Raw genomic sequence first — 14,942 nt, 5'->3', positions numbered from 1 at the left:
CGGGAATGTCTCGGTTTTAGTTGGCTTCCCAACCCAGAGCGCTGGCGCCCAATACGGCAGCGTCGCTCTCTTTTAGTTCCGAAAGCACGATTTTCACCTTGCCCTTGTAGATGGGGAGCAGGTTGCGCTCCATGGCTTCGCGGATAGGACGCATGATGAGTTCGCCCGATTTGGCCAGACCGCCGAAGAGGACAATCATGCGGGGGCTCGAGAAGGCTACGAAGTCGGCGAAGGCTTCGCCCAGAATCGTACCGGTGTAGTCGAAAATCTCTTGCGAGAGTTTGTCGCCCGATACGGCGGCGTCGTACACATCTTTCGAGGTGATGTCCTGAATGGGCAGCTGTCTCAACGAAGATTCGTCGTTGCGGATTTCGAGAAATTCGCGGGCCGTGCGGGCAACACCCGTAGCCGAAGCATAGGCTTCGAGGCAGCCGGTGCGGCCGCAACCGCACAGACGTCCGTTGCCGCGGCGCACGATCACGTGGCCCAGCTCGCCGGCAAATCCGTCGTGGCCGTAGACCATCTGACCGTTGATGACGATACCGCTACCTACGCCGGTTCCCAGGGTAATCATGATAAAGTCCTTCACACCGCGGGCGGCGCCGTAGGTCATCTCGCCGATGGCGGCGGCGTTGGCGTCGTTGGTGATGGTTACGGGGATATTGAATTTTTCCCGAATCATCTGAGCCAGAGGAATTACCCCCTTCCAGGGCAGGTTGGGTGCAAACTCGATGTTGCCGGTGAAATAGTTGCCGTTGGGGGCACCAATACCGATGCCGGCAATCTGGTCGAGCACGTTCTCCTGAGTCAAAAGACGCGTCAGCTCTTCGTAGAGGGCATTGACATAGTCGTTGATTTCGGTATATTTTTGAGTTTTGATAGAGCCTGTGGCCAGGATAGAACCGCGGGCATCGACAATTCCGAATACTGTATTGGTACCGCCTATATCGATACCTACAACATATGGTTTACTCATGGTTTTGTGTATATAAAAATTATTAATTGGTTGATTTCACGACACAAATATAATGATAAATTTCTGATACGGACGGTTTTTTTTAGGCGAAAAATACATAGGAAATAAAATGTATTCGGGGATAGGCCGGGATTGCCGGTCGATGAATCTTTTCGATTGAAATATGGAGCAGGGCGATGCGGGAACAGGGGCAAATTGCAAACTCCATTTAACAAAATTGGGTGGTTTTATTTTGTGGTTGGAAAAAAGTCTCTATCTTTGCAGCCGCAAAACGGCACATATTTGCACGGTTTGTGCAAGAATGAGCCTAAAAATAAAGTATATGAGTTATAATTTATTGAAAGGAAAAAGAGGCGTTATCTTCGGAGCCTTGAACGAAATGTCCATCGCCTGGAAAGTGGCCGAAAGAGCTGTGGAAGAGGGGGCTGTGATTACGCTCTCGAACACGCCTATGGCTGTGCGTATGGGCGAAATCACGGCTTTGGGTGAAAAGTTGAACGCCGAAATCATTCCGGCCGACGCAACCAGCGTGGAGGATCTTGAAAAGGTTTTTGCCCGCTCGATGGAGGTATTGGGAGGTAAAATCGATTTTGTACTGCACTCGATAGGCATGTCGCCCAACGTGCGGAAGAAACGTCCCTACGACGACTTGGACTACGATATGCTTTCCAAGACCCTGGACATCTCGGCCATTTCGTTTCACAAGATGATTCAGGTGGCCAAGAAGATGGACGCCATTAACGAGTATGGTTCGATTCTGGCCCTGTCGTATGTGGCTGCTCAGCGCACGCTCTTCGGCTATAACGATATGGCCGATGCCAAGGCTTTGTTGGAGTCGATAGCCCGTAGCTTCGGTTATATCTACGGCCGCGAGAAGAATGTGCGCATCAACACGATTTCGCAATCGCCCACGATGACGACTGCCGGTAGCGGTGTCAAGGGCATGGAGTCGCTCATGGACTTTGCCAACCGCATGTCGCCCCTGGGTAATGCCAATGCCGACGAGTGTGCCGATTACTGCATCGTGATGTTCTCGGACCTGACTCGCAAGGTGACCATGCAGAACCTGTATCACGATGGTGGGTTCTCGAGTATGGGCATGAGCCTGCGGGCCATGACCCAGTATAACAAGAGCTTCGACGAGTATCGCAACGAGAAGGGCGAGATTTGTTATGGATAAAGTATGGTAAATTTGGTTTAGATAACGATTGGCCCCGTCAGACATCAAGGTCTGGCGGGGCCAATTTTCTATTCAGGGTTGTCGTTGCCGGAACCGTTCGCGGGAGGGGTAGGCGAGTCGGGGGGGAGGGAACCCTCGTCGGGGCCGTACACCTCGTCGTAGAACCGTTTGTATCGACGCCATTGCGGGTCGTTTTCCCACAAAAGGCGGTAGGTCTCTTCTTCGGCTTCGGTCATGGGGGTACCGGATCTCTCAGGCGACAGACTTTCCCGGTTCATCAGTTTCTGTCTCATTTCGAGTAAAGAGTCGTCGCGCTTCAATGCGTTGCGCGAGCGCACGATGAGTTGGCGCAGTTCGGCATTGGAGAAGCGCAACCCCGGGTAGAACATTCGGAGCATGCCTCGCAGTTCTCCTGCAATCATGTCCCAGGCCGAGGAGCGTACTCCCTGTCCGGCCATGTAGGCCAAATACTCCTGGGCTTCGAGTTGCTGTTCAAACCATGATGCCCTCGGAGTCTTGAACTCTTTCGGCATGGATTTGTAGACATTCAGGAAGAACTCGTTTTTGAGCTCGGGTATCCGGAAGAGTGCATCGAATCCCCGGTGGCCTACGGCTTCGTGCAGCAAGGTGTGTTGCAGGCTTTCGTAGGAGGGCTCGTTTTCGAGTACGATACCTATCGGGCCGTATGACGTTTGGAATCCCCGGATTGTTCCCTCGCCCTTTTTTTGAGCCAGGAGTCTGGGCGGGAGGTCCGACTCGCGTTCGTAAATCAGCACATTGTCGATACCCATTCGTTCGGCCAGGTCTTTGGCCATGAGGTATTTTCCTCGCGATGACATTTGAGCCCACGCCTGGTCCTTGTCGGCGTCGGGAACAACCGGAGCAAACAGGTCGGGCTCGTTCAACTCTTTGGTCAGTTGCCGATTCTGATTGTAATCGTTTACCGACACCGAATGAATCATGTCGGGCTCGATGTCGGGGATCTCGATGGGTTCCCTCTGGAAAGGCAGTATCACGGTAGCGGTCTGGTTCCTGGGGTCGTAGTCGATTACCTCCAAGATTTCTCCATCGAAGTTGATGACTGCTATCTTGTCCTGATTCTTTCGCCGGATATTCTTCTTCCTCAGATTGGCCGATCGGCTTATGCCGCCGGCCAATCCGCCGGCGATTCCGCCGGTGACCATGTCGACCGAGGCGTTGAGCAGGACCGAACTGAGGGTAGGATACTCGTCGGGGTTGACATATATGGCCTGGGCTATGTCGTGGGTTGCCGAGCTGAGACCCCCGGCGGCTCCGCTTACCGCCGCGTCGTTGAAGGCACCGGTCAAGACCCCTTTGCGGTCGGTCTTTTTCAGATTCTTCATCAGTTTGTCCATTTCGGCTCGGGTCGATTTGTTGTTGAGAATCGTTTTTTTGAAGTAGTTCGAGGCCCGGGCCTTGGCTCCGGCTCCCAGGTTTTTGAAGAACCGGCTCTGTAATAGGGCATCGAAAAGGAAGTCGGCGCCCACGCTCAGGGCGGTATAGGCCGCCCGCTGGCCGGTGGACAACTTTTGCCCGGTTTCCTCTTCAAAATTGTCGAGCTCCATCTGGGCTTGTGAGAAACTCTCGGTGGCGGCCGACCCCACGCTGAGGCCTCCGGCCGCTATACCGGCCGGGGCCGACATGGCTCCTATGGCAACGGGTATTCCCATGCGGGCAATATCGGCGGCAAACTCGCCTACGGAGGCCCACCCCTCGGTTTCGGGGAAGGCTTTGTCGGTAGCCCGGGCCTCTTCCATGATGCGTCGGCCGTCGTTGCCCCAACGGGCCGTCTCGGCGAGTTGCCGGGCAATCTCGTTGCGGGGAATATCCTCGTCTCTCAGACGGCGGTATTCTTCGAGCCCTTTCAATTCAATACGCGGTTGCTGGCCCGGTTGGCGTTCGATCTCGTTTTCGAGAGAGTCGGCCTTTTGTTGCAGCTGAGTCTCGGAACTGCTTTCATACGAGGGCAGATTTTCCAGTGCGCTTTGAGCCGCTTCGTCCATCTCGTCGTCGGAGAATTTGTCCTGTATGTATCCCCGGGCATATTTCAAGTCGTTCCAGATTCGTTTGCCGGCCAGGTTCAACCCCTCGGTCAAGGAATGCAGCTTGCGGGGATCTTCGGCCGGCTGTTCCGGTCCGGGATTGACCGGATAATCGGGTTTCAGCGGGATAGGAGTCTCCCTTTCGGGTGTTCCTTCGAAAGGCATTGGCGGTGTTTTCTCACCCGGCAGGGGGGCGATGTAGGGCGGAGTCTCCGGTGCGTCATCGTCGTTCTCTTGTTGCCGGTATAGCTCTTGCAGGTAGGGGTTGACGAGGTCCCAGCCATATATACCGTTCCCTCCGTTTGAGGCGTATGTTTTCAAATTGTTCATGATGTCGATGGATAGAGATTAGTTTGAAATTCGATTACCTAAGTATTTGGCCAGCAGGCATGCCTGCTTTTTGGGAAATCCTGCCGATACCAAGAGGTTGAACAGATGATGTTTGCATTCAAACTCATTGCGCCCGGCGTGGAGGGCTCTCAACAGAGCTCTCTCGCTGAGAGCCGGGCAGGCATGTTCCCGACGGTCGCGCTCGGTGGAGAAGGCATGCCACAGGAGGTAGTTGCGATACCGTCGCTCCTTCTCGGTGTAGGATTTGGGGAGCCACACTTCGACGAGGCTGGCATCGATGCCGTCGTCGGGTTGCTGCAACAGGTGCAGCAGCTCTTTCAAGGCTTCGATGTGCTGGTGTGCCTGAACCGTATCGGAATCCTCTCCCCGGTCCCTTCTGAGTTTGTTGCGATATAGTTGACAGGCTTTCAAGAAGCTGTATCCCTCGTTCAGATAGTCTGTCAGTTGCTGCGACGAGGTGGGGGACGAATCCCCGGTTGCTGCGGTGTGATGTGCCATTGTAAAGTGATTGTTTTTTAGTTGAACATATTTTTCAAGAGGGTGAGGGGCGAGCCGCTCGCATTGAAGCCCGACTTCCCGAGGATATTGCTCATGTAGTTCGACTTGACGGGCTGGTAATAGGCTTCGAGCGCCTTGCGGGCCGTGAGGTAGTTTTGCAGGGCATTCTCTTTCCAGGTGGTTGCATAGCCGGCCACCTGGCTTACCGCTCGACCATAAGCCTGATTCTGTGCTTTCTGTGCAGCGGTGACCGCCTCGGGGGTGGCTCCGGTGATGCTGGCCTGGTTTTTGAGGTTTTGGGTCGTTTCGGTCATTTGGTCGCGCAGATTGCCGAGCAGACTTCTCACATCGGATCGGTCGAGCATGTTGCTGTAATAGGTGCGGTTGAAGAGGCTGTCGAGCTGCGATAACTCCTGTTCATATTGCTGTTGCTGTTCCTGCCAGGCTTCTTGTGCCTGTTGCTTCTGCTTTTGAGAAGATAGGTAGCTCCCCAGCAAAGGGATTGCGGTTGAAAGTAGATTTAGCATATAATCCTGCGTTTTTAGAGGTTGCTGATATTTGTCGCAAATATCTGTCGGCCAGGGCCGATTATTGTGGCAGGATTGAAAAATGTAGGGGGGGATGCAGCCGGTGTGCATGCAGGCGAGGGGGTCAGGGAGAACGGGCGGTTCTCGGGCCCGGTTTTACCCATCGGGACGGGATATAGAAAAAGGACCTATCGAAATGAAGGAGGAGGAAGGTGATAGGTCCTTGGCTTATTTAAGAATGGTAGAAGTGTGTCTCTTGGTCAGATCTCTTCGTTTTTCTGCCATGTGCCGGTTTTGTCGATGACGCCCCACAGGGTATCGAGTTTAACATCGGCCAGGCCTTTGTCGAACGAGTCGGCTTCGTCGTACAGGAAGGGCAGGGCCACTTGTCCCGCTTTGTCGATAAAACCCCACTTCCCGTCTTGTTTGACAGCGGCGAGATCTTCTTTAAAGTTCCAGGCATAGTCGTATATCAGGGGGATAAGCAGGTGCCCGGTTTTGTCGATAAAACCCCATTTCTCGTCTACCCGCACGGCCGCCAGCGATTCGCGGAATCCCCACGTGTCGTCATACCGCGGTTGGATTACCGCATTGCCCGAGCGGGTGATAAATCCCCACTTTTCGTGCAGCTTTACCGGTGCGAGGCCTTCATGAAATTCGGCGATGTGTTCGTAGATGATGGGTACAATCTCCTTGCCTTCCTGATTGATGTAGCCATAACGTCCGTTCCGTTCTACCATTGCCAGTCCGTTGTGAAATGAGTTGGCCCAGTCATAGTCGAGCTTGACCACGGCCAGCCCATGCCGGTCGATGAAGCCGTACTTGTGGTCGATCATCACCACCGCTACCCCCTCGCGAAACGGGTGGGCGGCATCGAACTGGGGAGCTATGAATACCTTTCCCGAGAGTTTCTCGCGGTAGCCATATTTTCCCGATTCGTCTTTGAAAGATTCCAAATCGGGGAACCCTCCCAATGAGTTGAACTTAGAACAATTTTCCATATATGAGGCAAGGATAAAAAGGAAACCTCAACAAATATATTTTTTAAAATCGTAATATCCAAGAAATATCCCGAAAATATTTGCCTCAGAGGTGCATGCCGCTTGCGCTTTCGGCAGAATGTTTGAACCGATAAAAAAAATAAAAATTAGAAAAAAAGATTTGGCTGTTTATACAATCCGCCTTACCTTTAACCTCATCTTTGAATGTTAACTTAATTTGAATTTTTTGCTATGACAAATGCATTATTCTGGCTTGTGCCGATCTCCTCGGTACTGGCACTTCTCTTTGCTTGGTATTTTTATAAGCAGATGATGAAAACCGATGAGGGAACCCCTCAGATGAAGAAAATCGCACTCCATGTGCGCAAGGGGGCGATGTCTTATCTGCGTCAACAGTACAAGATTGTGGGAATCGTTTTTCTGGTTCTCGTGGCTTTGTTCTCGATTATGGCGTTTGGTTTCGGGGTTCAAAACAAGTGGGTCCCCATTGCGTTCCTTACGGGAGGTTTCTTCTCGGGTCTGTCGGGCTATCTGGGTATGAAGACGGCCACCTATGCGTCGGCCCGTACGGCCAATGCCGCCCGCACCTCGTTGAATAGCGGTTTGCGCATCGCCTTCCGGAGCGGTGCGGTGATGGGACTCGTGGTGGTAGGTCTGGGTCTGCTCGACATCTCGTTCTGGTATCTGCTGCTCAATGCCGTGATTCCGGACGAGGCGCTGAATCCGGCCCATAAACTCTGTGTGATTACGACCACGATGCTTACCTTCGGCATGGGTGCTTCGACGCAGGCGCTCTTTGCCCGTGTGGGCGGTGGTATCTACACCAAGGCTGCCGACGTGGGTGCCGACCTCGTGGGTAAGGTTGAGGCCGGTATTCCCGAGGACGATCCCCGCAACCCGGCAACGATTGCCGATAACGTGGGCGACAACGTGGGCGATGTGGCCGGTATGGGTGCCGACTTGTACGAGTCGTATTGCGGTTCGATTCTGGCTACTTCGGCGCTGGGTGCCGCAGCCTTTATGGGTATCGGCGAGACCGAGATGCAGATGAAGGCGGTGATTGCCCCCATGTTGATTGCCGCCGTGGGTATTCTGCTCTCGATTATCGGTATCTTCTCGGTGCGTACGCGCGAAGATGCCAAGATGAAAGACCTGTTGAAATCGCTTTCGTTCGGTACCAACCTCAGTTCGGTACTGATTGTCATAGCCACCTTCGTGATTCTGTGGGCCTTGCAGATTCAGAATTGGGCCCTCATAGGCGGCTCGGTGGTGGTAGGTCTGTTGGTCGGTATCATTATCGGTCGCAGTACCGAGTATTATACCTCGCAATCCTATCGTCCCACCCAACGGCTGTCGGAGAGTGGTAAGACGGGTCCGGCTACGGTTATCATCTCGGGTATCGGTCTGGGTATGATTTCGACGGCAGTCCCCGTGATTGCGGTAGTAGCCGGTATCATTCTCTCCTACCTGTTCGCATCGGGATTCGATTTGGGCAACGTCACTCTCGGGCTCTACGGTATCGGTATCGCTGCCGTGGGTATGCTCTCGACCCTGGGCATCACGCTGGCCACCGATGCCTACGGACCTATTGCCGACAATGCCGGTGGTAATGCCGAGATGAGCGGCTTGGGCGAGGAGGTGCGCAAGAGAACCGATGCCCTCGATTCGCTGGGTAACACGACAGCTGCTACGGGTAAAGGTTTTGCTATCGGTTCGGCCGCTCTTACCGGTCTGGCCCTGCTGGCCTCGTATATGGAAGAGATTCGTATCGGTCTGACTCGTATCGGCGAGACGGTACTCGAATTTGCCGACGGTACTACCGTGATGATCAGTGAGGCTTCGTTTACCGATTTCATGCGCTACTACGATATTACGCTTATGAATCCCAAGGTACTCTCGGGTATGTTCATCGGCTCGATGATGGCCTTCCTCTTCTGCGGTTTGACGATGAATGCCGTGGGACGTGCCGCCGCTCACATGGTCGAGGAGGTGCGTCGCCAGTTCCGCGAAATCAAAGGTATCCTCACCGGCGAGGCTGAGCCCGACTACGAACGTTGCGTGGCTATCTCGACCCAGGGAGCCCAGCGCGAAATGGTCGTTCCGTCGCTGCTGGCCATCGTTGCTCCCATCGTGACAGGCCTGATATTCGGTGTGTCGGGTGTGGTTGGTCTGCTTATCGGCGGACTGAGCGCCGGATTCGTGCTGGCTATCTTCATGGCCAATGCCGGCGGTGCTTGGGACAACGCCAAGAAATATGTCGAGGAGGGTAACTTCGGCGGCAAGCACAGCGAGGTGCACAAGGCCACCGTTGTGGGCGATACCGTGGGCGACCCCTTCAAGGATACGTCGGGCCCGAGCCTGAATATCCTGATTAAGCTGATGAGCATGGTTGCCATCGTTATGGCCGGATTGACCGTGGCTTGGAGCCTGCTGTAACCGATCGATATAAGGTAAAGCATAAGAATAAGGCCGCTTCGCTGATGCGAGGCGGCTTTTGTTTTTTTGCAGGTTAAGATGTCGGCCGGGTTCGTGCAATATGGTGCATTCGGGTATGAACCAACGGGAGCAGCCGGTTGTTATAGGGGCAGTTTTAATTCTAAAAAAGAGAACTATGGCAAAAGAAAGTGTCGCTATTTTGAAAGGAAAAATCGATGTGGTCGAGGTGCTCGCCGAGTTGAATGCCGCCTTGTCGGAAGAGTGGTTGGCATTTTATCAATATTGGGTAGGTGCCCTGGTGGTAAAAGGTGCAATGCGCAGCGATGTGCAGCGCGAGTTTGAGGAGCATGCCCTGGAAGAGTTCGAGCATGCCAAACTGTTGGCCGACCGCATTGTCGAGCTTGAAGGTATGCCGGTACTCGACCCCAAGCAGTGGTTCGAACAGGCCCAGTGCCCCTATACGGCCCCTACCGATACCGATGTGGTGACGTTGCTGCGTCAGAATGTGGCCTCCGAACGTTGTGCGATTCTCCGTTACCAGAAGATTGCTGCCTTGACCGATGGCAAGGATTTCACCACCAGCGATATGGCTAAACATATCCTGGCCGAGGAGGAGGACCACGAGCAGGATTTGCAGGACTATCTGGACGACATTGCCCACATGAAGAGCTATGTGTCGCAAAAGTAGCGCTTCACGGTTGAGTTGGTAAAAAAAGGCGGCAGGGCCCCGGGTATCGGGGCTCTGCCGCTGTGTTATTGTGTTATTTAGCCGGTTCGTTTCCGGGCTGTTATCCTTGCGGGGCGTTTGTCGCCGGCCTGCTTTGAGGTTGAGCCGCCTGTGCCTGTGCCTGCATTTGTTCCGTCTGGCTCTGTTTGAGCGATTGCAGCAATTTGTCGGCAAAGGGGAAGGCCCCGTTTTGCAGCAACATTTCGAGCGAAATCTTCCCGCCGCGGAACAGCTCCATGAGAAATTCGTTCGAGGCCATACGCAGGGCCGGTGTCGACAGCGTCTCGGCAATGGAGAGGTCGAACTCGGTGTTGCGCACCTCTTCGGGCGTGTAGGTCGAGGCATCTTTGCCGCAGCTGTTCCCGGCGATGGTGCGGTAGCGCGAGTCGGTATAGAACTGCTGGATTGTCTTCATGATCTTGATGTCGCGGTCCTCGCGGAAGGTCTTGAACGACTCGAAGAGGTCGAGCAGGTTGGTCGACGAGTATTGTATCTGCTGCGAGTAGAGCGAGGAGGGAGTCCCCGCCGGAGCAGCCTTCCCCTGCATGGCCCCGTGTACCCCCGAGATGTCCTCGAACAGTCGCATTTGCAGGGAGAGCATTTCGTAGGCTCCCACCTGGGTGGCGTTGACGGCAATCTGCTGGGGCATGGGCGACCCGGGTCGGGGACGGAACAGAATGATGCCGTTGTACTTGGTCCACTCGTCGGCAATATCGTCGATGGTCATGCCGTCGGGAATCTGGTCCTCGGGGAAGAGCAGCACCCCTTTGGCACTCGACCCCATGATAAAGTCGATCATGGTGATGAGCCGGTTGATGTATCGCTGCTGGTCGATGACGTCCTCGACAAAGGCGTGAACCTCGCCGTCGATGAGCGGGTAGAGTTTGAACACATAGGGGTGTTCGCCGTGCCAATAGGGGGTATCGCCCTCGTCCAGCAGGTCGCCCAGCGGCGAGAAGAATCGATAGCGCCAGGTTTGTGTGACGCCCCATTCGGTTTCGATGAGGGCGACGGCCTCGTCGGGTATGCCCGCTTGCCGGGCCGCTTGTCGTCGGGCCTTATTCTCCTTCTCCACTGCTTCGGCCTCCGATACCGGCAGGTTGTAGTATTCGCCCGACCGGAAATCGTGGCAGTTCAGTATCTCCTGACTTTCGAGTTTCCACACCTCGATGACCCGGCACAGGTCGGGTGAAGAGGGCATGTAGAAGTCGAGTCGGTCGATGGCCCGGGTGGTGAGGTTCTCGAAGTTGTGGCGCACGGTATCGTTGTCGGCCTCGGTATAGATTTGACGCAACTGTACGGCACGCTCGCGAGAACCGAACGAGAATCGCGATATGACCTCGGCAATGGGCATGTCGTGCAGCTCGCCGATGAGGGTGCAATCCCAGTGCCGGCTATCCTCCATGGCATTGAAGAAGATGCGGTTGGGATTTACCTCGTCGACCCATACGTCGCTCTTGCCCCGGCGGAATCCGTAGCCTATCTTCTGGAAGCAGATGCCCGAGATGAGAAACTCCTCCATCGTGCGGCTGTCGAGCTCTTGCAGACGGTTGTGCTGGTAGGCATACTGCACGGCGGCGCTCATCAGTTCGCCCAAGTTCTGCTCCTCGCGGTCGCGGGCCACGCACACGGGTTGGGTCTGGTTGTTGCGGAATTGTCCCAGTACGGACTTGACCATTTGCCTGATGAGGTTGTTTTTCAATGGCACCTTTCCCTGTTGCCGAATATACTCCTCCTCGCTCATGACCCGGCCGTCGGGTAGTTTTATCAGGTCGTTCCACTGTTTGCCATAGGTGTAGTTGCGGTTCCGTTTCCGCTTGTGGCGGAAGGGGTCAATCTCCTCCCACGCCTTTTGAGCCTGTAAAAGTACGGGGTAGTGCGACCGCTCGATTTCCTTCCCCTTTTTAGACAAGCCTTTCGGTCCCGTTGACCGGGCCTTGTACGAATCATTTGCCATAGTCTCTCTGGTTTTTAAGTTTGGTGCAAAGAAAGGAGGGGGCGGCTGCTTTTTTATGGCAGCTTTATACAATCGATGGGACAGGGTGGCTTGTGTAAAAGAAAGTAAAAAAATAAATCTGTTTATAGTAGGAATTCGATTTTTTAATGCCTACATTTGTTTTTAATCTGTATGCGAGCGGCTGTGCTTTATTGAAAGAACAGTTCGTGGTTCTCCGCGCAGACTGGAAAAATGAAAAACACCCTTTGGAGAACCGGGTATAAAAAGTTGGAGATTATGAAAAAGATTTTGCTGACGATGGTTGCTGCTGTCGTGTGTGTGAGCGGAGCTTTTGCTCAGTTGTCGATGGGTCCCAAAGTGGGACTTAACGTGAGTTCTGTGACGGGCGACGGTACCAAATACCGAGCCGGTGTAAATGTGGGTATCTTCGGGAACTATCGCATCAACCGCTTGTTTGCCATTCAACCCGAGTTCCTTTATTCGATGCAGGGAGCTGCTTTTGATGATGTGACTATTCTTTCGCAGACGTTGAAATCGAACTACACATCGCACTATATCGATATCCCGGTGCTGTTGAAAGTCTATCCGTGGAAGGGCCTGAATGTGCAGGTAGGTCCGCAATTTGGGTTCTGTGTCGATGACGAGTATAAGTTGAAAGTGAATGACGAGGAGATTTCGTCCAAGGATCTTGAACAGTATGGCTATGACACCAAGGCTCGTACGTTCGATTTTGCCATTGCCCTGGGATTGGGATATGAATTTGATTTCGGCATGACCATCGATGCCCGTTACAATTTTGGCTTGACCAACATTTATGAAGAGGGCGATGGGAAAAACACCATGTTCATGCTGTCGCTTGGGTATAAGTTCGACTTCTGATTATCCCGGCATAGTCAAAATATAAAGGGGAGCGCATCACACATGCGCTCCTCTTCTTTTTATGAATCGGGGTGATAAGTCGTCGTTTCCCTTGCTATGCCTGTGTGGATTCCCGCCGAGCTATTTCCTCGTCGATACGGGCCAGTTTTTCGTCGAGTGGCAGGAAGGCATCGAGCCAGAATATGGAGAATCCCCGGCGTTCCATGCCTCTGAACCAGGTCATCTGCCGCTTGGCAAACTGGTGTATGGCGATTTCGAGGAGCGATACCATCTGGTCGTAGGTGGTGCGTCCGATGAGGTATTCGGTAATGTATTTGTATTCCAGCCCGTAGTAGATGAGCGATTCGGGGTCGATACCCTGGTCGAGCAGCCCTTGTACCTCGGCCACCATGCCTTGGTCGAGCCGGTCGTGCAGCCGCTGGGTGATGCGGGCCCGACGGCTTTCCCGGTCGATGTTCACCCCCACGACGAGGGCATTCTTCACGGGGTGCGGTTCCAGCATCTCGGGTTTCTGCCGGGAGTAGTACTCGGCAATTTCGATAGCCCGGATAGCCCGTTTACAAGTATCGGTATCGGTTTGGTTGTGCAGCGTTTTGTACGATTGGAGTATCGCTTCGAGTTCGGGCAACGTTTTGTCGGCCAGGCTTTGGCGTAACTCCGGGTTCTCCGGTACGGGGGGCAGGGCATAGCCTTTGAGCACCGCCTCGATATAGAGTCCCGTACCGCCGCACAGGATAGGAGTCTTGCCGCGAGCCACAATATCGTCGTAGGCTTGGTGGTAGTCCCGGATATACTCGAAGAGATTGTATTTGTATCCCGGGGGACAGATGTCGATGAGGTGATAGGGAATTTGTTTCCCTTCATAGGTGTATTCGGCCAGGTCCTTCCCCGTGCCTATATCCATCGAGCGGTATATCTGCCGGGAGTCGGCACTGATGATTTCGGTGTCGAGGTGGGCGGCCAAGGCCACGGCCAGAGTCGTTTTCCCCGAGGCTGTGGGGCCCAGTATGGTAATCAGGTCAAGCATCACGGTTGTTTGAAGAATCTTTTTGGGAGAAGAGTTTTCGTATCCAGGTGTCTATCCGATAGAGCAGATGGTCTTCGTTGTGGCGGCTCACGTAAAGCCATATCGGGTCGTCAAAGACAATATTCATTTGATCGATACGATGCAGCGAAAAAGCCGGTTTGTAGCCCCGTATCGCATATCGCCTTTTCCCGTTGCTGTGGTAGGTCCGGGCCGTATCGACAATGGTGTAGAGGCGGGCATAAAGTTCTTTGAAGAGGGGGTGTAGCTTGTCGCTGTGGAACAGATGGGCAATTTCGTTGACCGTGTACCAGCGTCCCGGGTAACGGTTGAGTTTTGACAGACTGTCGTGAGGCAGGAACAGGATATAGTGCCCGATTTGTTGCCAGGGCTTTTGGGCTATCGTGGTGCAGACATGCCGCAGGTCGGGATTCTCGATTCCCAATTCGTCCCTTACGATTTGCCGGGCTTTTTGAGATTCCTCTCCCAAGGTGGTACAATAGGTGGTGCGATGGTGTATGGGCAGGTCTAACCCGGCGTAGTAGTTGAATTTATTCCTGTCCCCATTGTTTTCGGTAAGAAAGATTTTCTCGTCGCCGATGACCATAATGCGAATCTCGGTGAAGAAAAACTCCATGAAATCCAGCTCTTTGTCTGATTGAGTGCTGTGGTATTTACTTTTCTTCTCATACTTTTCGATGAGATGCTGAATGAGCAGGCGGCGAATAGACTCGAATAGGATAATGGCTAAACCCAGTCCCGCCGGGAAATAGAAGTAGAAGTAGGTCCCGGCCCGGCTCTCTATGTCGATGCCGTAGAGGAATAGTCCCCACGACAATCCTGCGGAGAGCAGGGCTCCCGTTAAGACGAGCCGCACGATATAATGGGCCTCGTATTGGCTGAAATCGCCCAGGATATATTGCTCTTGCATGATGCCTCGTCGCATCTTGTACTCGTAGCAGGAATGGGGTCTGATATCGTGTTTTTCAAACAGATAGGAGAGTAGGGCTATGCAGGGAGCCTCGAAAAGAATGAGAGGGCTCTGCATCATGCCTGTTTGATATAAAATGCTCCGTATCAGCCCACTCAGCAGCATGGCCCAGCCGGTAATCCACCCGATGATGCCACACCGCTTGAATAGGTAGATGTAGAAATATGAAAAAACAATCCACCCGCCCCCCAAGATAATGGAGGCAATTAAAATTGCCTTTTCATCGAGGAAAGGGGATAGCCCCCACATGAGGATAGCCGGCAACAACCCCAACGAGTAGATGTCGCTCCAGCGCATGTTGTATTTTCTTTTCTGTGCCATGAAGGGGCTTT

At 53.6% G+C, this 14,942-nt stretch carries 12 protein-coding genes; 4 read left to right on the top strand and 8 right to left on the bottom strand.

From position 1 onward, the window contains the following. Window positions 1–16: 16 nt before the first annotated feature. Window positions 17–976 (bottom strand): ROK family protein, encoded by a 960-nt coding sequence (locus BARVI_RS04575; protein WP_394330828.1) that lies wholly within the window; start codon window positions 974–976, stop codon window positions 17–19. 322 nt (window positions 977–1,298) lie between these two features. Here BARVI_RS04575 and BARVI_RS04570 point away from each other — a divergent pair, with 322 nt between their 5' ends. After that, complete coding sequence (locus tag BARVI_RS04570; RefSeq protein ID WP_025278094.1) at window positions 1,299–2,156, top strand: enoyl-ACP reductase FabI; 858 nt, start codon at window positions 1,299–1,301, stop codon at window positions 2,154–2,156. A gap of 68 nt (window positions 2,157–2,224) precedes the next feature. On the opposite strand, the gene BARVI_RS04565 is transcribed toward BARVI_RS04570, so the two are convergent. From BARVI_RS04565 to BARVI_RS04550, 4 genes are all read right to left on the bottom strand, one after another. After that, window positions 2,225–4,549 (bottom strand): hypothetical protein, encoded by a 2,325-nt coding sequence (locus BARVI_RS04565; protein WP_025278093.1) that lies wholly within the window; start codon window positions 4,547–4,549, stop codon window positions 2,225–2,227. Between the two features lie 18 nt (window positions 4,550–4,567). Beyond that, complete coding sequence (locus BARVI_RS04560) at window positions 4,568–5,068, bottom strand: hypothetical protein (protein WP_025278092.1); 501 nt, start codon at window positions 5,066–5,068, stop codon at window positions 4,568–4,570. A 17-nt stretch (window positions 5,069–5,085) separates the two neighbouring features. Next, complete coding sequence (locus BARVI_RS04555) at window positions 5,086–5,595, bottom strand: hypothetical protein (RefSeq protein WP_157232536.1); 510 nt, start codon at window positions 5,593–5,595, stop codon at window positions 5,086–5,088. Between the two features lie 260 nt (window positions 5,596–5,855). Next, complete coding sequence (locus BARVI_RS04550; RefSeq protein WP_084546992.1) at window positions 5,856–6,596, bottom strand: WG repeat-containing protein; 741 nt, start codon at window positions 6,594–6,596, stop codon at window positions 5,856–5,858. Between the two features lie 231 nt (window positions 6,597–6,827). Between BARVI_RS04550 and BARVI_RS04545 the strand changes: the two genes are divergently transcribed. Together BARVI_RS04545 and BARVI_RS04540 are read left to right on the top strand one after the other, a co-directional pair. Beyond that, the gene (locus tag BARVI_RS04545; protein ID WP_025278089.1) at window positions 6,828–9,032 is read left to right on the top strand and encodes a sodium-translocating pyrophosphatase; all 2,205 of its coding nucleotides are present in this window, start codon (window positions 6,828–6,830) and stop codon (window positions 9,030–9,032) included. 175 nt (window positions 9,033–9,207) lie between these two features. Beyond that, window positions 9,208–9,720 (top strand): ferritin-like domain-containing protein, encoded by a 513-nt coding sequence (locus BARVI_RS04540; RefSeq protein ID WP_025278088.1) that lies wholly within the window; start codon window positions 9,208–9,210, stop codon window positions 9,718–9,720. 100 nt (window positions 9,721–9,820) lie between these two features. Here BARVI_RS04540 and BARVI_RS04535 read toward each other — a convergent pair whose 3' ends face one another. After that, entirely contained in the window at window positions 9,821–11,716 is a 1,896-nt protein-coding gene (locus tag BARVI_RS04535) for a portal protein (protein ID WP_025278087.1), read from the bottom strand. A gap of 276 nt (window positions 11,717–11,992) precedes the next feature. On the opposite strand from BARVI_RS04535, the gene BARVI_RS04530 reads away from it, so the two are divergent. Further along, window positions 11,993–12,595, top strand: a complete 603-nt coding sequence (locus tag BARVI_RS04530; protein WP_025278086.1) for a porin family protein — start codon at window positions 11,993–11,995, stop codon at window positions 12,593–12,595. A 94-nt stretch (window positions 12,596–12,689) separates the two neighbouring features. Here the strand turns inward: BARVI_RS04530 and miaA are convergent, their stop codons facing one another. Both miaA and BARVI_RS04520 read right to left on the bottom strand, forming a co-directional pair. Continuing rightward, window positions 12,690–13,622 (bottom strand): tRNA (adenosine(37)-N6)-dimethylallyltransferase MiaA, encoded by a 933-nt coding sequence (gene miaA / locus BARVI_RS04525; protein WP_025278085.1) that lies wholly within the window; start codon window positions 13,620–13,622, stop codon window positions 12,690–12,692. Next, window positions 13,615–14,931: a hypothetical protein gene (locus BARVI_RS04520; protein ID WP_038534267.1), complete on the bottom strand. Its 1,317-nt coding sequence runs from the start codon at window positions 14,929–14,931 to the stop codon at window positions 13,615–13,617. Before BARVI_RS04520 ends, miaA begins: the two co-directional genes overlap by 8 nt. Window positions 14,932–14,942 lie beyond the last annotated feature (11 nt).

Source organism: Barnesiella viscericola DSM 18177 (assembly GCF_000512915.1).
GTDB lineage: Bacteria > Bacteroidota > Bacteroidia > Bacteroidales > Barnesiellaceae > Barnesiella > Barnesiella viscericola.
The sequence above is the reverse complement of the archived record's forward strand: the minus strand, read 5'-3'. Positions and strand labels throughout refer to the sequence as shown.